Genomic DNA, 14,648 nt, shown 5'->3' on the forward strand with positions numbered 1-14,648 from the left:
CTCCCGCATCCAATTGGACGAGGGGAGGGCTTTATCAAGTTCTACTCCACCTTCCGCAGCATCGCGCGGTCCAGGTTAACCCAGTCATTCGCGGCGGCTTCGGTGTAGATGCCGATCTCCAGCGTGCCGTTCGTCACCTGGATGTTGTCCAAGGTGAACCGGTTCCAGTTGATATCGCTGGTGCCGATCGTGGTCGTTTGCTCCGGGTTGCCATGGTTTTTGGCATAGAGCTGCAAGGTGTCCTGATCGCCGTTGGTCATGGCCCAGACGCTGAAGGTATAGGTGCCGTTCGCAAGGCCCGTGAAGGTCTGATAGACCGAAGCGCTGTAGTCCGAGTCATCCCAGAACGTCAGCTTGTAATCGCCATCGAAGGCGTTGCTGCTCTCGGTCTTGACCGTACTCGCCGGTACGCCGCTCGGCAGCCAGACATTCCAGCCCGCCGGATTGTTGGTGTAACCGTCGGCTTCAAAGCTCGGATTGGCGATCAGGTTGGGCGTCGGTGCCTGCAGGAGCGTCATGGAGTCCAGGGCATGGCCGTCGAAATCGAACAGCGTCAGATTGTCCCAGGTGTTGGTGGGGGTGTAGGGATCGTTGGCGTAAGCCACCCCGGCGGACGTTCCCCAGACAGCGCCCGGCACCGGCAGCCAGGTCGGCTCCCAGTAGAAGTACCCGCGTCCACGGTCATCGGCGACATTATAGATGATCGACTCCAGGTCGTTCATGAAGTCGAATTGTCCCTGCGGCGTGGCGGGATAGCCGGCTATATTCTCGTCGCCAGCGATGAAGACGTTGCCCGCGCCGTCGCCGTCTTGAAGCGTATGGGCATACGCCGTCTCGACGATGACGACGTCCTTGTCGTACAGCTTGCTGATGTCGTTGAGATTGTATTCAAGCTCGCTCATCGTGCCGTGCCACATCGGATAGAAGGACAGACCGATAATATCGAAATCGAGATTGGGCGACTCACCCAGCACATGGCCGAACCACCAGTGGTACAGCGAGCTGCTGCCCCCGTGGTCCAGATGCAGGATAATCTCGGCATCCGCAGCGGCCGATGCTCTTACGCCGCTGATGCCGCTCTCCAGCAGCTCCACCAGCTGTGTGAAATCATCGTTGCCGCCGCCGACCTTTCCGTCATCGTGCAGGATGCCGGTCGGGATCTCGTTGCCTACCTGCACCATATCGGGGACGATGCCCTCAGCTGCGAAGTCATCCAGGGTATCCTTCATATAGTTGTACACGGTCGTTTTCAGATTGGCATACGACAAGCCGCTCCAGGCCTTCGGCTTGATCTGCTTGGCCGGGTCGGCCCACCAGTCGCTGAGATGGAAGTTGATCAGAATACCCATGCCCAGAGCATCCGCCCGCTTGGCGAGGGCCAGCGTGGTCTCGAAGTCGTTGGTGCCGCCTCCGTAGGGGTTGCCGTTCACATCGTAGGGGTCGACCCAGAGCTTGAGCCGGACATAGTTGGCGCCGTGATCGTGCAGAATCTCCAGCGCGTCACCTGCGACATGATTGGAGTAGTACGTCGCCCCCAGATCCTCGAGCATGCCCAGCATGGAGACGTCAACGCCCCGGATAAAATCCTCCTCCACCGCAGCCGATACCGGGCCGGTCGGGTTGCTTCCCAGTAGAACAATAGTCGCGAGCATTATGATCCCCATTCTCCTTGCCTTTGATTTCAACATTCCCCATTCCTCCTTTGATAGATAGACACCTAGTGCATGCCCTTTGGCAAAGATGTTCATCATGCTGCCGGACGGAGCTGATCACCTCCCTTCAAGTGTTGCTTCATCCTTGCGTACCTGTAGAAGCCAGTCCATTCTGGATAAATCGCTGCATGAACATGAACATGATCATGATCGGCAGGGAGGAGAGCACCGCCGCCGCTGCAAACAAGGTCCAGTTTGCCGCAAACTGATTGGTGATGAACGTCTGGAGTCCCAGGGCGAGTGTATGGTTGGACGGATTGTTCAGGAAGATGGAGGTGATGACGTACTCGCTGTACGCCGCAATGAAGGAGAAGACAAAGATGACCGCCAGCTGGGGCCGGGCCAAGGGCATGATGATGCTCCAAAACACCACCCGGTGGCTTGCGCCAGCGACAAAGGCCGCCTCATCGAGCTCTTTGGGGATCGTATCGATATAGGCCTTGAGCAGCCAGATGTTGAAGGCGCTGCCGCCCGCCAGGACGAGGACCAGGGTCAGCAGGCTGTCCGACAGCCCGAACCGGTAGATGAGGATGTAGAACCCCGACACGGCCATACTGCTGGGGAACACCTGCAGAACGAGCAGGGTTAGCAAGCCGTTTTTCCGGCCGGGGAAGCGCATGCGCGAGAACGCATAGCCCGCCGTACTGGTCAGCATAAGCTGGATGATGGAGACGGCCAGACAGATCTTGAGGGAATTGCCGACCCACGTCACGAATTCCGTCTCCGCAATCAGGCGGGTGTAGTTGCTTGTCGTCAAGGATGAGGGAAATAGTGTTGAACTGAAAAAGCTTTGCCCGGCAGAGAAGGAAGCCATCAGGATCCAGCTTGTCGGGAACAGGGTACAAAGGATGACGATCCAGATGACGATCCGGCTCAGCCAGAGCGCCATCCGTTGATTTTTTCGCATAGAGCGGGCCTCCGTTTCACATGTAAAAGTCAGACGGCGTCCTGCGCCGCTACTCCTTGAACGCCCCGGACATCCGGAGATTCACCAGCGTCAGCGCGCCAACGATCAGGAAGATCACAATGCTGAGAGTCGCCGACAGATCGTACCGGTTAGACCAGACGGTCATCTTGTAGACCATGCTGGCCAGAATGTCGGTGCTGCCCGCAAATTGGGAGTTAACCTTCGCCGGACCGCCCTGGGTGATCATATAGATGTTGCCGAAGTTGTTGAAGTTAGCCGCAAAGGACGCAACCACGAGCGGGACGCTTACCTTGACTGTCAGCGGCAGTGTGATGCGCCGGAAGGCGTGCCACCGGGAAGCGCCTTCTACATTGGCTACCTCGTACAAGGTCGGCGGGATCGACTGGAGCGCTCCCAGACAGATGCTCATCATGAAGGGAAAACCGAGCCAGATGTTGACGAGAATGATGCCGGTTCGCGCCCAGAAGGCATCGGTCATCCAGGGAATGCCCTCGGCGATGCCGAAGATCGCAAGCACCTGGTTGATCCCGCCGTATTGTTCATTGAACAGTCCCTGCCAGGACAACAGGGCGATGGTCGCTGGCAGTGCCCAGGGAATGATGAGGAGCGAGCGGTAAATCCGGGACTCGACCATCAGCGGATTGTTCAGCAGCACGGCCAGACCCAGTCCCATACAATAGGAGAGCAAGGTGCTCAAGGCCGCGAACAGAATCGTCCACAGCAGCACCGAGAAAAAGACGTTCTTGATCGCCCCCTGCAGCAGGATTTCGTAATTTTTCCATCCGACAAATGTGTACCCGTCCAGATTGTACATGTTGTAGTTCGTGAATGAGATAAAGACGGTATAGACGACAGGCAGAAGGGTGAGCACGAAAATGGACAGCAGCGCAGGCGACAAATACGTATAGGCTGTAAGATTCGATTTGACTTTATTCATCTCGTAGTCTCCTTACGGGATTCACTAGACGCCTGAGCGCATCAGCTCAATGGCCTCCTGCAGCTGCGCTTCGATATACTGGGCCGCCTCCTCCGGCGTTATCGTCCCTCCGAACATCAGCCTCATGTTATCGGCGTACAGCCCCCACAACTGCCCCAGCTCCGCCACGGAAGGCAATGGCTCACTGTCGGCGATCTGCGCCACGAAGCTTTCCGTCGCCTCATCCCTGTCGATCAGCTCCTGGACGCTTAGCTTGGCCGGGATGCGGCCGCCTACCTCGTAGAGCTCCACTGCGGCCTCGTTGATCAGATACTGATAGAAATCCCACACCGTCTCTTGCTTGGCGGACTTGGCACTGACGAAGCCGACCTGCGTGCCAACCGGCGTGATGAAAGGCTTGTCGTTCAGGGTAGGCATGGGAGCGACAGCGAAGTTCACCCCGGCGGAGGAAAATGCGTCTACGTCCCAGGGGCCGCCGATGTAGAAGGCGGTCTCGCCATTCTCGAAGGCACTCCGGGCAATATCGAAGGTGATATCGGCGGAGAGGAAGCCCTCGCCCACCATCTGCTGGATGTAGCGGTACGCTTGCACGGCGCCATCGTTGCCGAGGCCGATATCGTCGACGTCATAAGCATTGTCCGCCCAGTTGAAGATGTAGCTGTCGAACGCCCGGATAAATCCGAGATCGTAATAAATGCTGGTCGCGTCGAACTTGATGCCGCCGCTGTCTCGGGCGGTCTGCAGCAGCTCATCCCACGTTGCCGGAGGAGCGGTCACCTTATCTGTGTTGTAGAACAGGGTGATGGTCTCCACCGCGATCGGGACCCCGAAGCGCTTGCCATCGATGTAGCTGGCCTGGACGGCCGCATCCACATAGTCCGCGTCGTTGTAGAAGTCGTCCGGCACTTCGGCCGCCAGATTGGCGGTTACGAAGCTGGCGAGCTGGTCATTGGCGATGCCGAAGATCCCGTCAGGTCCACCGGCGCTGTTCGTCGCCTGGGCGAATTGCTGAAGCTCGATGCTGTTGTGGACGATCGTTGCCTCGTTGCCGGTGGCTTCCGCCCATTGGTCGGCATACCGCTGCAGCAGCTCCGCCTCGACCTGGAAGTTCGTCCAGAGCGTGATGGACTCGCCACCTTCCGCGTTGGAAGAGCCGGTTGAAGGTGTCGGAGCCGTGTTGCTGCATGCGGACAGCACCGCGAGCAGCGTGACTGAAGCAAGGCCAGTCTGAATTCCTCGTTTCATAGGTAAATCCTCCTTCATTTAATATTGTAAGCGATTGCAATCCGAACAAATGAACGTATGCCCGACCCGCGAGGGTAGACAAGCATCTAGAAATCCCGGATGGTCTTCAGGACAGGCAGCGCCCGGCCCCTGTAATCAAACATCGCCAGGTTGGCCCAAACGTTGGCGGAGGTATCGTTCTTATGCAAGTAGCGGATACCCGCCTCCCTGGCCCAATGAGCCTGGGACAGATTAATCCAGGTCGGCTCCCAATAGTAGAATCCCAATCCCCGCTGACCTTCAACCGACCGGACAGCCTCCATCAGGTCCTGCAGGAAGGACTGCTGGCCCTGGGGATTGATAGGGTAGGGCACAGTGTGGGCATGGGCTTCGGTGAAGATCATCATCTCACTGTCATAGGGCTCCGTCGTAAAGGGAAAGGCCGTCTCGGCAATGAGTACATCCTTGTCATAGCGCGCGGCAATATCGTTCATGTTGGTGGTCAGCTGCTCCAGCGTGCCATGCCAGAACGGGTAGTAGGACAAGCCGATGATGTCATACTCGAGCTTCGCCTCTGCGATAGGGTCGAACCAGCGACGGTACAGCGCGTTGTCCCCGCCCCGATCGAGATGAATGACCGTCCGGATGGACGGGTCACAGTCCTTCACTGCTTGAAGACCGGCTGCCAGCAGCCGGATCATGCCAGGGATGTTGTCGAGCTTGCCGTCAGGCCAGAGCAAGCCCCCCGTAATCTCATTGCCGATCTGGACCAGCTCAGGGGTCAGAGCGTGGCGCCGGAATTCCTGCAGCGTATCCAAGGTATAGCGGTAGACAGCCTGCTCCAGCGCTTCACCGCTCAGGTCCTGCCACGCCTTCGGCTTCACCTGTGTGGATGGATCAGCCCAAAAATCACTGTAATGGAGATCCAGCAAAAAGCCCATCCCCTGCTGTGCCGCTCGCTGCGCGAGCAGGAGGGTGGTTGCCAGATCATTGGTGCCGCCGCCGTAAGGCTGCCCGTCATCATGATAAGGATGATGCCAGAGCCGCAGGCGGACACTATTGATCCCATGATCACTAAGAATATGAACGGCGTCGCGTGGTGCGCCATCGTCATAATACGTCGCGCCTAATTGTTCGATCTCATGCTGTACGGAAATATCCACGCCTTTAATAAATGTCATTCTCTCACCCTTTGATAAATTATTTATTATATTAATAGTAAATTATTTACTTGAGATGATAGTAGCATAGGCTGGATGTCACTGTCAACGAATAATTGGGAGCGATTTCAAGATCAGCGAAAAAAGCAGCCGGTAAGCGGCTGCCAGTGGGCAGGACGGGGGCTCAACAGCTTTTTCGGAAAATGGGCGTGCCGTTGATATAGACCGACTTGGTCGTCGTCCGGTTTTTCAGGACGCGTTCGAGCAGGAGATCAAGCGCGGAGCTGCAGATAATGGAGATATCGATATGGAAGGTGGTGAGCGGCGGGGAGACATATTGGGCGATCCCGATATCATGAATGCTGAAGAAGGACACCCGGTCCGGAATCTCCCATTTCTGCTCATTGAATGCCTGCAGGGCGCCGATCGCCAGTGCGTCGCTGGCTACGCAGAACGCGGTGGGCATGGCATCCTGCAGCCGGTTCATGGCATCGAGACCGATGCGGTAGCCTTCCTTGACCGTGAAGCCCTCGGCAATAAAGACGCAGTCTTCATTCAGCAGATTATAATACGACATCGTCTGCCGGAACGACCATTCCCGTACATCCATGAGGGGCTTGCGGGTCGTCATATCATAGTCGGGCCCCCCGATGAAGCCGATCCGCTGATGGCCCTTGCCAACGTAATAATCCACGATCTGCCGCATCATCGATTCCTGATTGGCCTGTACGCTGTCGAACACGCTCTCGTCAGGATTGGAGTTGATAAATACGCCATGGGACGTGATGCGCCTCAGATGCTCCACCTCCGCCTGATCAAACCAACCGATCGCGATAAAGGCCGTGATGTCCTCACTTACGGCGGCGATGCCACCACTCTTGTCATAGGGCACGACTGTCATATTCCGGCTCTGGGCCTGCTCCAGCATGTCGTTGCGGATCGATTCGAAGAAGACATTGTCGAGCTGTTCCCCTTCGTCCACCCAGTATAGTAAGGCGATATTATCTATTTTGGGATTGATTTTCTTCTTCTTGTAGCCAGTCTCCTCGGCAGCCTTGAAGATCGCGGCCCGGGTCTGCTCGCTGACCGACAGCTTCGGGTCATGGTTCAGTACCCTTGAGACGGTGGCATTGGAGATGCCCAGCATCTCGGCAATTTGCTTGATGGTAGCCATAATAACCTCCTGGTTAACTCGTTAAGTAAATACTTTACTAGCTAACCTGGTGGATGTCAACAAGAAGCGAGTCCGTCACAACAAGCAATTGACAGAGATTAGACCATTTGTCATAATGAATCGCGTCGAGGTGATGTACAGTGGGAGCGAGTATAAAGGATGTTGCGCGTCGGGCCGGAGTATCTGTCACCAGTGTCTCGAGAGTGTTGAACGGGGAACGTTACATAAGTGAGGAGTTGCTGGCCAGAGTCAATCAGGCGATCGCTGATTTGAACTATTCCCCGAGCCATATCGCCCGGAGCTTGAAGAAGCAGAAGACCAGCATGATTGGGATTATCGTTCCGGATATCACGAACCATTTTTTCTCCAGCATCTTAAGCAGTATTGAGAATACGGCAAGCGAGTACGGGTATAACCTGATTATTTGCAATATTGCCGAGGATCTGGATAAGGAATTCAAATATTTGCAATCGTTTCAGGCCATGCGCGTAGATGGCATTATGATTATGCACCAGAAAACGGATGAACGGATTCTGGCTTTCATTGAGAATACGACCACACCTGTCCTTTTTTCTTGCGTCAAATCGCCATTGCCCTCTAAGCCTTCCGTACTCATAGACGATTACCGCGCAGCTTACGATGCAACGTCTTATCTGATCGCTTCGGGGCATACCGACATTGCTATTATCGGAGGCGACCTGCGAGACGAATCCTCAGGAGCAGGACGGTTAAACGGCTATCTCGATGCGTTGAAGGCCCACAACCTGTCTGTGACATCCGAGTACATCAAGTTTGGCGATTATAAGCTGGAGAGCGGCCGCACCATGATGCGGGAGCTGCTGGAGCTGAAGGAGCTGCCCAGCGTTGTATTTGCCGTTAGCGATGACATGGCGGTAGGGGCTTTGAATGCCGCGCTTGACTATGGTCTGAAGGTGCCTCAGGATATTTCGATCATCGGCTTCGACGGCAGCCGAATCGCGGAAGCGGTCAGACCGACGCTGACCACGATGCAGCAGCCGATGGAGAAGATCGGCAAGGCTTCACTGGAATGCCTGCATGCGATGATCGAAAAAGAAGCATCAGCCGGCGAACAAGATGTGATATTGCCGCATACGTTAGTGGAGCGGGAAAGCTGCCGCAGGCTCGCGCCCTAACTATATAGTGTAATTAAGCAGTGCTTTTCATTAGAAGAGCGCTGTTTTTTTAATGTTTAGGGTAACTATTCAGGTCCTTCCAAAAACATCTATTAATCGCAATAACTCCTGTGGTAAGATTCAAGATAAAGATAGAATATTCCAATAGGGTTGAAGTGAGATGAAACGAGAAGATATATTGGCTGTTTATGAAGCTGGTCCTGATGCAGTTGTACAACTTGTCACAGGACTTGTTCAAGAGTTTACGACGCTTATCCAACAGCAACGTGAAGAAATAGCCGAACTCAAGGAACGCGTTCGTACGTTGGAACAGCAAGTCAATAAGAATAGCCGGAACAGCAGCAAGCCGCCTTCCACCGATGGTTTTAACAAACCTCAGCCTAAGAGCTTACGCCACAAAGGGAAGAACGCTGTGGGAGGACAACAAGGGCATCCGGGACATACACTAAAATTCACTGCGAAACCGGACCACATCGTGGTCCATTCGCTGTCCTCATGCTCCTGCGGGCGATGTTTAGAGGAGCAAACACCGATTCGTTATGAAAAGAGACAGGTATGGGACATCCCACCGATCCATGTCGAGGTGACCGAGCACAGGGCCGAGGTGAAGCAATGTCCGGCATGTGGCGGTATCGCGAAAGCGGTATTTCCTCCAGAAGCAGCCACGCCGGCTCAGTATGGCCCTGGCATGAGAGCGTTTTGGATTTACTTAAACCAATACCAGTTGATGCCTTACGAGCGAATCGCAGAACTGTTTAAGGATTGGTTCGGTCATCTTCCGAGTCAAGCAACCATTGTAAATAGCAATCTCGATCTATACAGACGCCTGGAACCCGTCGAAGAACAGATCGCTCAGACAATCTTGCAGGCGCCCGTTGTTCACTTCGACGAGACCGGTCTCCAGGTGAAGGGAAGAAAGCATTGGCTCCATGTGGCTGGTACCGCCAGCCACACCCATTTTACAATCCATGCTCATCGTGGGCAGAAAGGTCTTGAGGGGGCTGGCATCCTGCCTAACTATGAGGGAGTTGCCATTCACGATGCCTGGAAGCCTTATTGGGCCTACGACCAGTGTCAACATGCCCTGTGCAACGCGCATCACCTTCGAGAGCTCACCTATATTCTGGAGCAGGAGAAGCAACTATGGGCAGGTCGTATGATTGAGCTACTCGTTGACATGAAACACGCGGTGGATGACAGGTATAAGCGTGCTCAGTCCTTCACTCCAGCAGAATTAGCTGGTTTTGTCGAACGATACGACCTCATTCTGGCACATGGGCTGTTGGAGGAAAGGATGAAGAGTACTGCCATTGAGCAGAAACGAAAAGGTAGGCTGAAGCAAAGTAAAGCCAAGAATTTGTTGGATCGCTTGGGATCTCGTCGTTTAGAAGTCCTCTCCTTCTTGTGTGAATTCCACATCCCATTTGATAATAATCAAGCTGAGCGGGATGTACGCATGATGAAAGTGCAACAAAAGGTTTCCGGAACGTTTCGTAGCGAACAAGGAGCTAAAACCTTTTGCCGTATACGAGGCTTCCTATCCACCTTGAAAAAACATTCCCTTCCAGTGCTCGATAGTATTCAGACTGTGCTCAAAGGAAATGTTGTTCTTCCCATTTAATTGTCCTCTGAGGGGTGCTTTGCACTCCTTATTTGTGTTGCATTCAAAAAGGTACCTGAATAGTTACTGTTTAGGAAATGATGACTTCCGTCTCTTGTGGATAAGTTGTGCTCCCGGCTGGGTTGGATGCCGCGGTCCACAACCAGGTGCAAAATGTTACTTGAATCCGACCGAGTGGCGGAAATCCGCACAACCAGGTGCAAAATGTTACTTGAATCCGTTCCAATGGTTGGTCCGATCAGTTACCGGGGGTTGACCCGATTGCGGCATTGTGTCCTCACTCCTCGCCAATCTGCGTCAGCAGGTTTTGTTCAATTCTAAGAATTTATATGTTGCACACATATATCAGCTTAGAATTCTCCGACAAAGCTCTTCGCACGTCCTACGAGTTTTGCGGAGCAAAACTAGCTTCGTAAGCATGCGCTTAGGGCGACGAAGTCGTTTTTGCTTGAATAGTAAGAAAGTATATGTTTTACACATCTACTTGGCTTATATTTCTCCGGAATGAAACGCGCTGCGCCGCCAGAGGACGGCGACAGCCGTTTCACCTTGCTTAACAAAATCTAAAAATAAAATGGTAATGCAGTTTACAAACAACCGTTAATCTTATACACATGAATATGGTATCGATACCATATTCATTCGTATTCGAAAGGGGTGAAGGCCATGAATGGCTGTTTGCTGGAGGTCGAAGGGACATTGACGCCTCTTGGCTCCAAGATGCATATTACTTATCAGTTTGAGATTCATCAAGCCGTGCCCATCGTGCTGATTGAATTTAAATATGCGCCTAAATCGTTTCTGGATAAAGAAGCCTCCTATCCGTTGATCATGGATGCCATTGAGCGGTTCACAGAGCCGGAACGAATAGAAGCCTACCATGCACAATGGGAAAACTACTATCCGCTGCAAAATTTATTGACCCTTTCCATTGACGGTCCCGACGGGTTTCGCGGTTCGGCGCATCGGCATGCTCCGGAACAGCAGCATGCGATAACCGGTGATTCCCGGACCACCTCTCCCGGACTCATCCCGGGGCCGATAACACCGGGCGTATGGAAAATTACGGTTAGCGTGCATTGCGTCGTTTCCCCGCAATGCCATTATGCATTATCCGTGAGAGGAGAGGCACCGGATGAAATGGATTCCATTTGAGCTTCATACCCATACACCCCATAGCGATGGCACGCACACGCTGCTGGAGATGTGCCGCGCCGCGGCCTCGCTAGGCTTGGGCGGCATTGCGTTAACCGATCACAACACCATCTCCGGGCTGCTGGATGCAGATGAGGTCAGCCGTGACACCGGGGTGGCGATCATTCCCGGCATGGAGTGGACCACCTTTCACGGTCACATGCTGACGTTGGGAGCCCCTTATTGCGAATGGCGGGACCTGGGCCAAGGCGATATTGCGAAGGGGATATCCCGCGTGCATGGGCAAGGCGGCATCGTAGGGATCGCTCATCCATACAGCCTGGGCAGCCCGATCTGTACGGGATGTCACTGGGAATATGACGTTAACGATTGGCATCCCATCGATTACATCGAGGTGTGGCACGGGATGATGCCCCCGTTCAAAAACCATAACCGCCCCGCATGGAGACAATGGACGGAGCTGTTGGACCAGGGCTACCGGATCGCCGCAACGGCGGGCCGCGACTGGCATAGATCTGACGCTAGCGATGAATTGTCAGCCTTCACGTATGTCGGGCTAGCAGATGCAGAGAGCCATCACTCCTCCAAGGCAGTGATAGATGCGATTAGGCATGGCAGACTCTGTATTAGCATGGGGCCGGTGCTGGAGGTTAGCATGGTCCACGAAGCGAGGCGCTACGGCATCGGCGATGAGATTCCGATCAGTACAGCGGGCGGTGCCGCTTCGGCCGACATCCATGTCACAATTTCCCGCGCATCGGTGCCAGGCCGCCCCTGGGGAGGTGACGAAGGCTGCCGCCTCCTGATCAGCTCCAACCTGGGAGAGCTTCATCGGGTCTCCGCAGCCGGGATGGAGAGCTGGTCTGGCGCTATAGCTCTTGAAGGTTTACGGTGGCTTCGGGTCGAATTGTACGGACCGATTCATGGCGCGCTTGCCACCATCGCGTTCACGAACCCCATCTATTTCGAAGAGAAATAAGACATTAGCATGCAAGTTCAAAAACAACCTCTTGGAGGGAGAATGATGCGGCAAGTGGAGATTATCGCCCATACGGGCTGCGAAGGAACGCCTGATAATACGATTGAATCCTGTTATGCAGGTTATCATGCAGGCGCTAGCGTGCTGGAGGTGGATGTCAGAACAACAAAGGATCATATCGCTGTATTGCATCACGATGACATAGCAGCTCTTCAAGAAACGACCTATGCCGAGCTCATCTCTGGAGGAAGGCAGTTGGAGAGGCTGGACACGGTTTTAAAAGCTTTTAAAGGGGTACCCGTTTCTTTCAATCTCGATTTGAAAACGGAGGAGGCGGCAAATGCGGCCATGGCGGCCATTGAAGCAACTGAAACCTGGGAGCAAGTGTGGTTCACGGGTGCGACTTCGCTGGTGGAGCAGTCACCGCACGCAGGGCATGTGATGTGGAATCTGCCGAATATCAGCTCCGAGCTGCCGGAGGAGCAATACCGGTCGGAGATCGGAGCATGGGTTGACCGGGCGGCGCGTGCCGGGTATCGGGGGATCAACGCCCACTATGAATCTTGCAGGAGGGCTCTGGTCGAAGAAGCGCACGGCTTGGGACTGCAAGTCTGGATATACACATTGCCTGGCAGTCCCGTACTTTTCGAACGCTACGCAGACATGGAAGTGGACGGAATATCCGTCTATGACGTTTCGGATTTTGTGCGGCAGAAGAGGGAACGGCTCGATCGATGATCACGGGAAGGGAGGGACAGGACTTCTGTCCGAATATATGTCCAAGCCGGCAGAGGCGATTGTAATGAAGCAGGGCACAGTGACCAAGCGACAGCGGAAGTCGAAACGAGAACCGCAGATGGCCTGGTATGTTTTTTTGATGCCGACCTTGCTTGGCATTCTGATATTCATGGTGTATCCGCTTATTGAATCCTTGCGTCTTAGCTTTACGAAGGGCGTGAGTGAACAGTTTGCAGGTTTCGACAATTACGCGAATGTTTTGCAGTCGGGAACCTTTTGGTACGCCATGTACAACACAATTTATATTACGTTTTTCCAAATGATTATCGCCATTCCCATCGGGTTTATCCTTGCTTGCCTGATTAACAATTTGCGCCAGGGCTCCAACTTTTTCAAAGTGTTATTTTATATCCCCAACGTGACTTCCATGGTGGCAGCCGCAACAGTGTTTCTCGCTATGCTGCACCCGGACGGACCGTTAAATTATGTAGCAGAGCTGCTTGGATTTGAAAAGATCTTATGGCTTTCGCAGCCGCTTTCTGCAAAATGGGGGGTCATCCTCCTCGCCGTGTGGCATTGGCTGGGCTTTGTCATCATTATTAATCTTGCCAATCTGCAGGCGATCTCCACCGATTATTACGAAGCGTCCTCCATCGACGGTGCTTCGCGTTTTCAGCAATGGCTCTACATTACGCTGCCCAACATGGTCGGCAGTCTGACGATTTTGTTCATCATCGGCTGGATAGGCGGGCTGCAACGGTTTGCCGACGCCTACATGCTGGGGGGACTACAGGGCAGCCCGGCGCGCTCCTTGCATACGGTCGTCGGCTTCGTCTTCGAGAGAGGTTTTGGCGGCCAAGAGTATGGGCTGGCTTCTGCTGCGACCTATGTTTTGTTCTTATTTATTCTCGTGTTGACCTTTATCAACACCAAATTAACGAAGATGAAAATCTAAGGAGGCGATAATCATGGTGCGGAGTGTGAAAACAAGCGGGAAAATAAACCGTTTGTTCTTGTTTCTATTCCTGCTTGCCGTCGGCATGATCATGATCTATCCCTTTTGGTGGATGGTCAGCGTCAGCTTTGATCGTACGGCAAATATCAGCATCCCGTTTCCCCCGCGATTGTTCCCGGAAACGTTCGATCTGTTCAACTACAAGCTGGTGTTCGAGAACGGGGCCTTGATGACGGCCTACGGAAATTCGCTGGTCATTGCCTTTTTCAGCGTCTTGCTAAGCGTGGTATCCGCGCTGCTCGGCGGCTATGCATTTTCGCGGGGCCAATTCAAAGGAAAAAAGCTGCTGTTTTTTGCCGTGCTGGCGACGATGATGATTCCGTTCGAGGCGAGGCTCATCCCGATGTTTACGATGTTTAACGAGCTGGGCCTGATTAACACCAAATATCCGCTCATTTTCCCGGCAGTGATTAACGCCCTGGGTATTGTGCTCGTCAAGCAATATTTTGATAACTTGCCGGAAGGCCTTCGAGAATCGGCCAAAATCGACGGAGCGGGAGAGTTCAAAATCTTCTTCCATATTTTCGCGCCGCTTACGGGGCCGATTACGGCAACGCTCGCTATTCTATCTTTTCAGGACAGCTGGAATTCATTTTTGTGGCCGCTCGTCGTCATCAATGATCAACATTTAAAAACGGTGCCGCTGTTTTTGTCGAGCTTTTCCTCCGAGAATGGTGGGCGTCTGTTCGGCGTTACGATGGCAACTGCAGGCATGAGCATCCTGCCCATTTTGCTGGTGTTCCTGTTTTTTCAGAAATATATCATTCGAAGTATCGCTTTAAGCGGACTGAAGGGAGAGTGATCGATGGAAGGATGGTTGAGAAGCTACTGTAAAAGTTTTTTATAATCAC

Annotated in this window: 13 protein-coding genes; 7 read left to right on the forward strand and 6 right to left on the reverse strand. The window is 53.6% G+C overall.

Features of this window, described 5'->3' with window-relative positions; genetic code table 11:
- Positions 1 to 41 precede the first annotated feature (41 nt).
- The 6 genes from ABC336_RS21975 to ABC336_RS22000 form a co-directional block, all read right to left on the reverse strand.
- Positions 42 to 1,688 (reverse strand): glycoside hydrolase family 53 protein, encoded by a 1,647-nt coding sequence (locus tag ABC336_RS21975; RefSeq protein ID WP_413240670.1) that lies wholly within the window; start codon positions 1,686 to 1,688, stop codon positions 42 to 44.
- A 103-nt stretch (positions 1,689 to 1,791) separates the two neighbouring features.
- Complete coding sequence (locus ABC336_RS21980; protein ID WP_413240671.1) at positions 1,792 to 2,619, reverse strand: sugar ABC transporter permease; 828 nt, start codon at positions 2,617 to 2,619, stop codon at positions 1,792 to 1,794.
- A 49-nt stretch (positions 2,620 to 2,668) separates the two neighbouring features.
- On the reverse strand, positions 2,669 to 3,577 hold the full coding sequence (locus ABC336_RS21985) for a carbohydrate ABC transporter permease (protein WP_413240672.1): 909 nt from the start codon (positions 3,575 to 3,577) through the stop codon (positions 2,669 to 2,671).
- Between the two features lie 24 nt (positions 3,578 to 3,601).
- The gene (locus ABC336_RS21990; RefSeq protein WP_413240673.1) at positions 3,602 to 4,822 is read right to left on the reverse strand and encodes a sugar ABC transporter substrate-binding protein; all 1,221 of its coding nucleotides are present in this window, start codon (positions 4,820 to 4,822) and stop codon (positions 3,602 to 3,604) included.
- Positions 4,823 to 4,908: 86 nt separating this feature from the next.
- On the reverse strand, positions 4,909 to 5,982 hold the full coding sequence (locus ABC336_RS21995) for a glycoside hydrolase family 53 protein (protein ID WP_413240674.1): 1,074 nt from the start codon (positions 5,980 to 5,982) through the stop codon (positions 4,909 to 4,911).
- Between the two features lie 163 nt (positions 5,983 to 6,145).
- Positions 6,146 to 7,135: a LacI family DNA-binding transcriptional regulator gene (locus ABC336_RS22000; RefSeq protein WP_413240675.1), complete on the reverse strand. Its 990-nt coding sequence runs from the start codon at positions 7,133 to 7,135 to the stop codon at positions 6,146 to 6,148.
- 140 nt (positions 7,136 to 7,275) lie between these two features.
- Between ABC336_RS22000 and ABC336_RS22005 the strand changes: the two genes are divergently transcribed.
- The 7 genes from ABC336_RS22005 (at position 7,276) to ABC336_RS22035 (ending at position 14,599) form a co-directional block, all read left to right on the forward strand.
- Positions 7,276 to 8,289: a LacI family DNA-binding transcriptional regulator gene (locus ABC336_RS22005; RefSeq protein ID WP_413240676.1), complete on the forward strand. Its 1,014-nt coding sequence runs from the start codon at positions 7,276 to 7,278 to the stop codon at positions 8,287 to 8,289.
- Between the two features lie 160 nt (positions 8,290 to 8,449).
- Positions 8,450 to 9,910: an IS66 family transposase gene (gene tnpC, locus ABC336_RS22010; protein WP_413240677.1), complete on the forward strand. Its 1,461-nt coding sequence runs from the start codon at positions 8,450 to 8,452 to the stop codon at positions 9,908 to 9,910.
- Between the two features lie 666 nt (positions 9,911 to 10,576).
- Positions 10,577 to 11,065 (forward strand): hypothetical protein, encoded by a 489-nt coding sequence (locus tag ABC336_RS22015; protein ID WP_413240678.1) that lies wholly within the window; start codon positions 10,577 to 10,579, stop codon positions 11,063 to 11,065.
- Complete coding sequence (locus tag ABC336_RS22020; protein ID WP_413240679.1) at positions 11,046 to 12,044, forward strand: CehA/McbA family metallohydrolase; 999 nt, start codon at positions 11,046 to 11,048, stop codon at positions 12,042 to 12,044. The genes ABC336_RS22015 and ABC336_RS22020 overlap by 20 nt, the downstream gene beginning before the upstream one ends.
- A 42-nt stretch (positions 12,045 to 12,086) precedes the next feature.
- Positions 12,087 to 12,782, forward strand: a complete 696-nt coding sequence (locus tag ABC336_RS22025) for a glycerophosphodiester phosphodiesterase (protein ID WP_413240680.1) — start codon at positions 12,087 to 12,089, stop codon at positions 12,780 to 12,782.
- Between the two features lie 64 nt (positions 12,783 to 12,846).
- Positions 12,847 to 13,737 (forward strand): carbohydrate ABC transporter permease, encoded by an 891-nt coding sequence (locus tag ABC336_RS22030; protein ID WP_413240681.1) that lies wholly within the window; start codon positions 12,847 to 12,849, stop codon positions 13,735 to 13,737.
- Between the two features lie 13 nt (positions 13,738 to 13,750).
- Positions 13,751 to 14,599: a carbohydrate ABC transporter permease gene (locus tag ABC336_RS22035; protein ID WP_413240682.1), complete on the forward strand. Its 849-nt coding sequence runs from the start codon at positions 13,751 to 13,753 to the stop codon at positions 14,597 to 14,599.
- Positions 14,600 to 14,648: the final 49 nt, after the last annotated feature.

It is taken from the genome of Paenibacillus jepli, from assembly GCF_047238105.1.
Classification (GTDB): Bacteria; Bacillota; Bacilli; order Paenibacillales; family Paenibacillaceae; genus Paenibacillus_D.

What these genes read in the sequence shown, in the direction of transcription:
- ABC336_RS22035 (WP_413240682.1), top strand. Translation starts at nt 13,751, where the DNA reads ATGGTGCGGAGTGTGAAAACAAGCGGGAAAATAAACCGTTTGTTCTTG.
- ABC336_RS21985 (WP_413240672.1), bottom strand. Translation starts at nt 3,577, where the DNA reads ATGAATAAAGTCAAATCGAATCTTACAGCCTATACGTATTTGTCGCCT.
- tnpC (WP_413240677.1), top strand. Translation starts at nt 8,450, where the DNA reads ATGAAACGAGAAGATATATTGGCTGTTTATGAAGCTGGTCCTGATGCA.
- ABC336_RS22020 (WP_413240679.1), top strand. Translation starts at nt 11,046, where the DNA reads ATGAAATGGATTCCATTTGAGCTTCATACCCATACACCCCATAGCGAT.
- ABC336_RS22030 (WP_413240681.1), top strand. Translation starts at nt 12,847, where the DNA reads ATGAAGCAGGGCACAGTGACCAAGCGACAGCGGAAGTCGAAACGAGAA.
- ABC336_RS22015 (WP_413240678.1), top strand. Translation starts at nt 10,577, where the DNA reads ATGAATGGCTGTTTGCTGGAGGTCGAAGGGACATTGACGCCTCTTGGC.
- ABC336_RS22000 (WP_413240675.1), bottom strand. Translation starts at nt 7,135, where the DNA reads ATGGCTACCATCAAGCAAATTGCCGAGATGCTGGGCATCTCCAATGCC.
- ABC336_RS22025 (WP_413240680.1), top strand. Translation starts at nt 12,087, where the DNA reads ATGATGCGGCAAGTGGAGATTATCGCCCATACGGGCTGCGAAGGAACG.
- ABC336_RS21995 (WP_413240674.1), bottom strand. Translation starts at nt 5,982, where the DNA reads ATGACATTTATTAAAGGCGTGGATATTTCCGTACAGCATGAGATCGAA.
- ABC336_RS21980 (WP_413240671.1), bottom strand. Translation starts at nt 2,619, where the DNA reads ATGCGAAAAAATCAACGGATGGCGCTCTGGCTGAGCCGGATCGTCATC.
- ABC336_RS21975 (WP_413240670.1), bottom strand. Translation starts at nt 1,688, where the DNA reads ATGTTGAAATCAAAGGCAAGGAGAATGGGGATCATAATGCTCGCGACT.
- ABC336_RS21990 (WP_413240673.1), bottom strand. Translation starts at nt 4,822, where the DNA reads ATGAAACGAGGAATTCAGACTGGCCTTGCTTCAGTCACGCTGCTCGCG.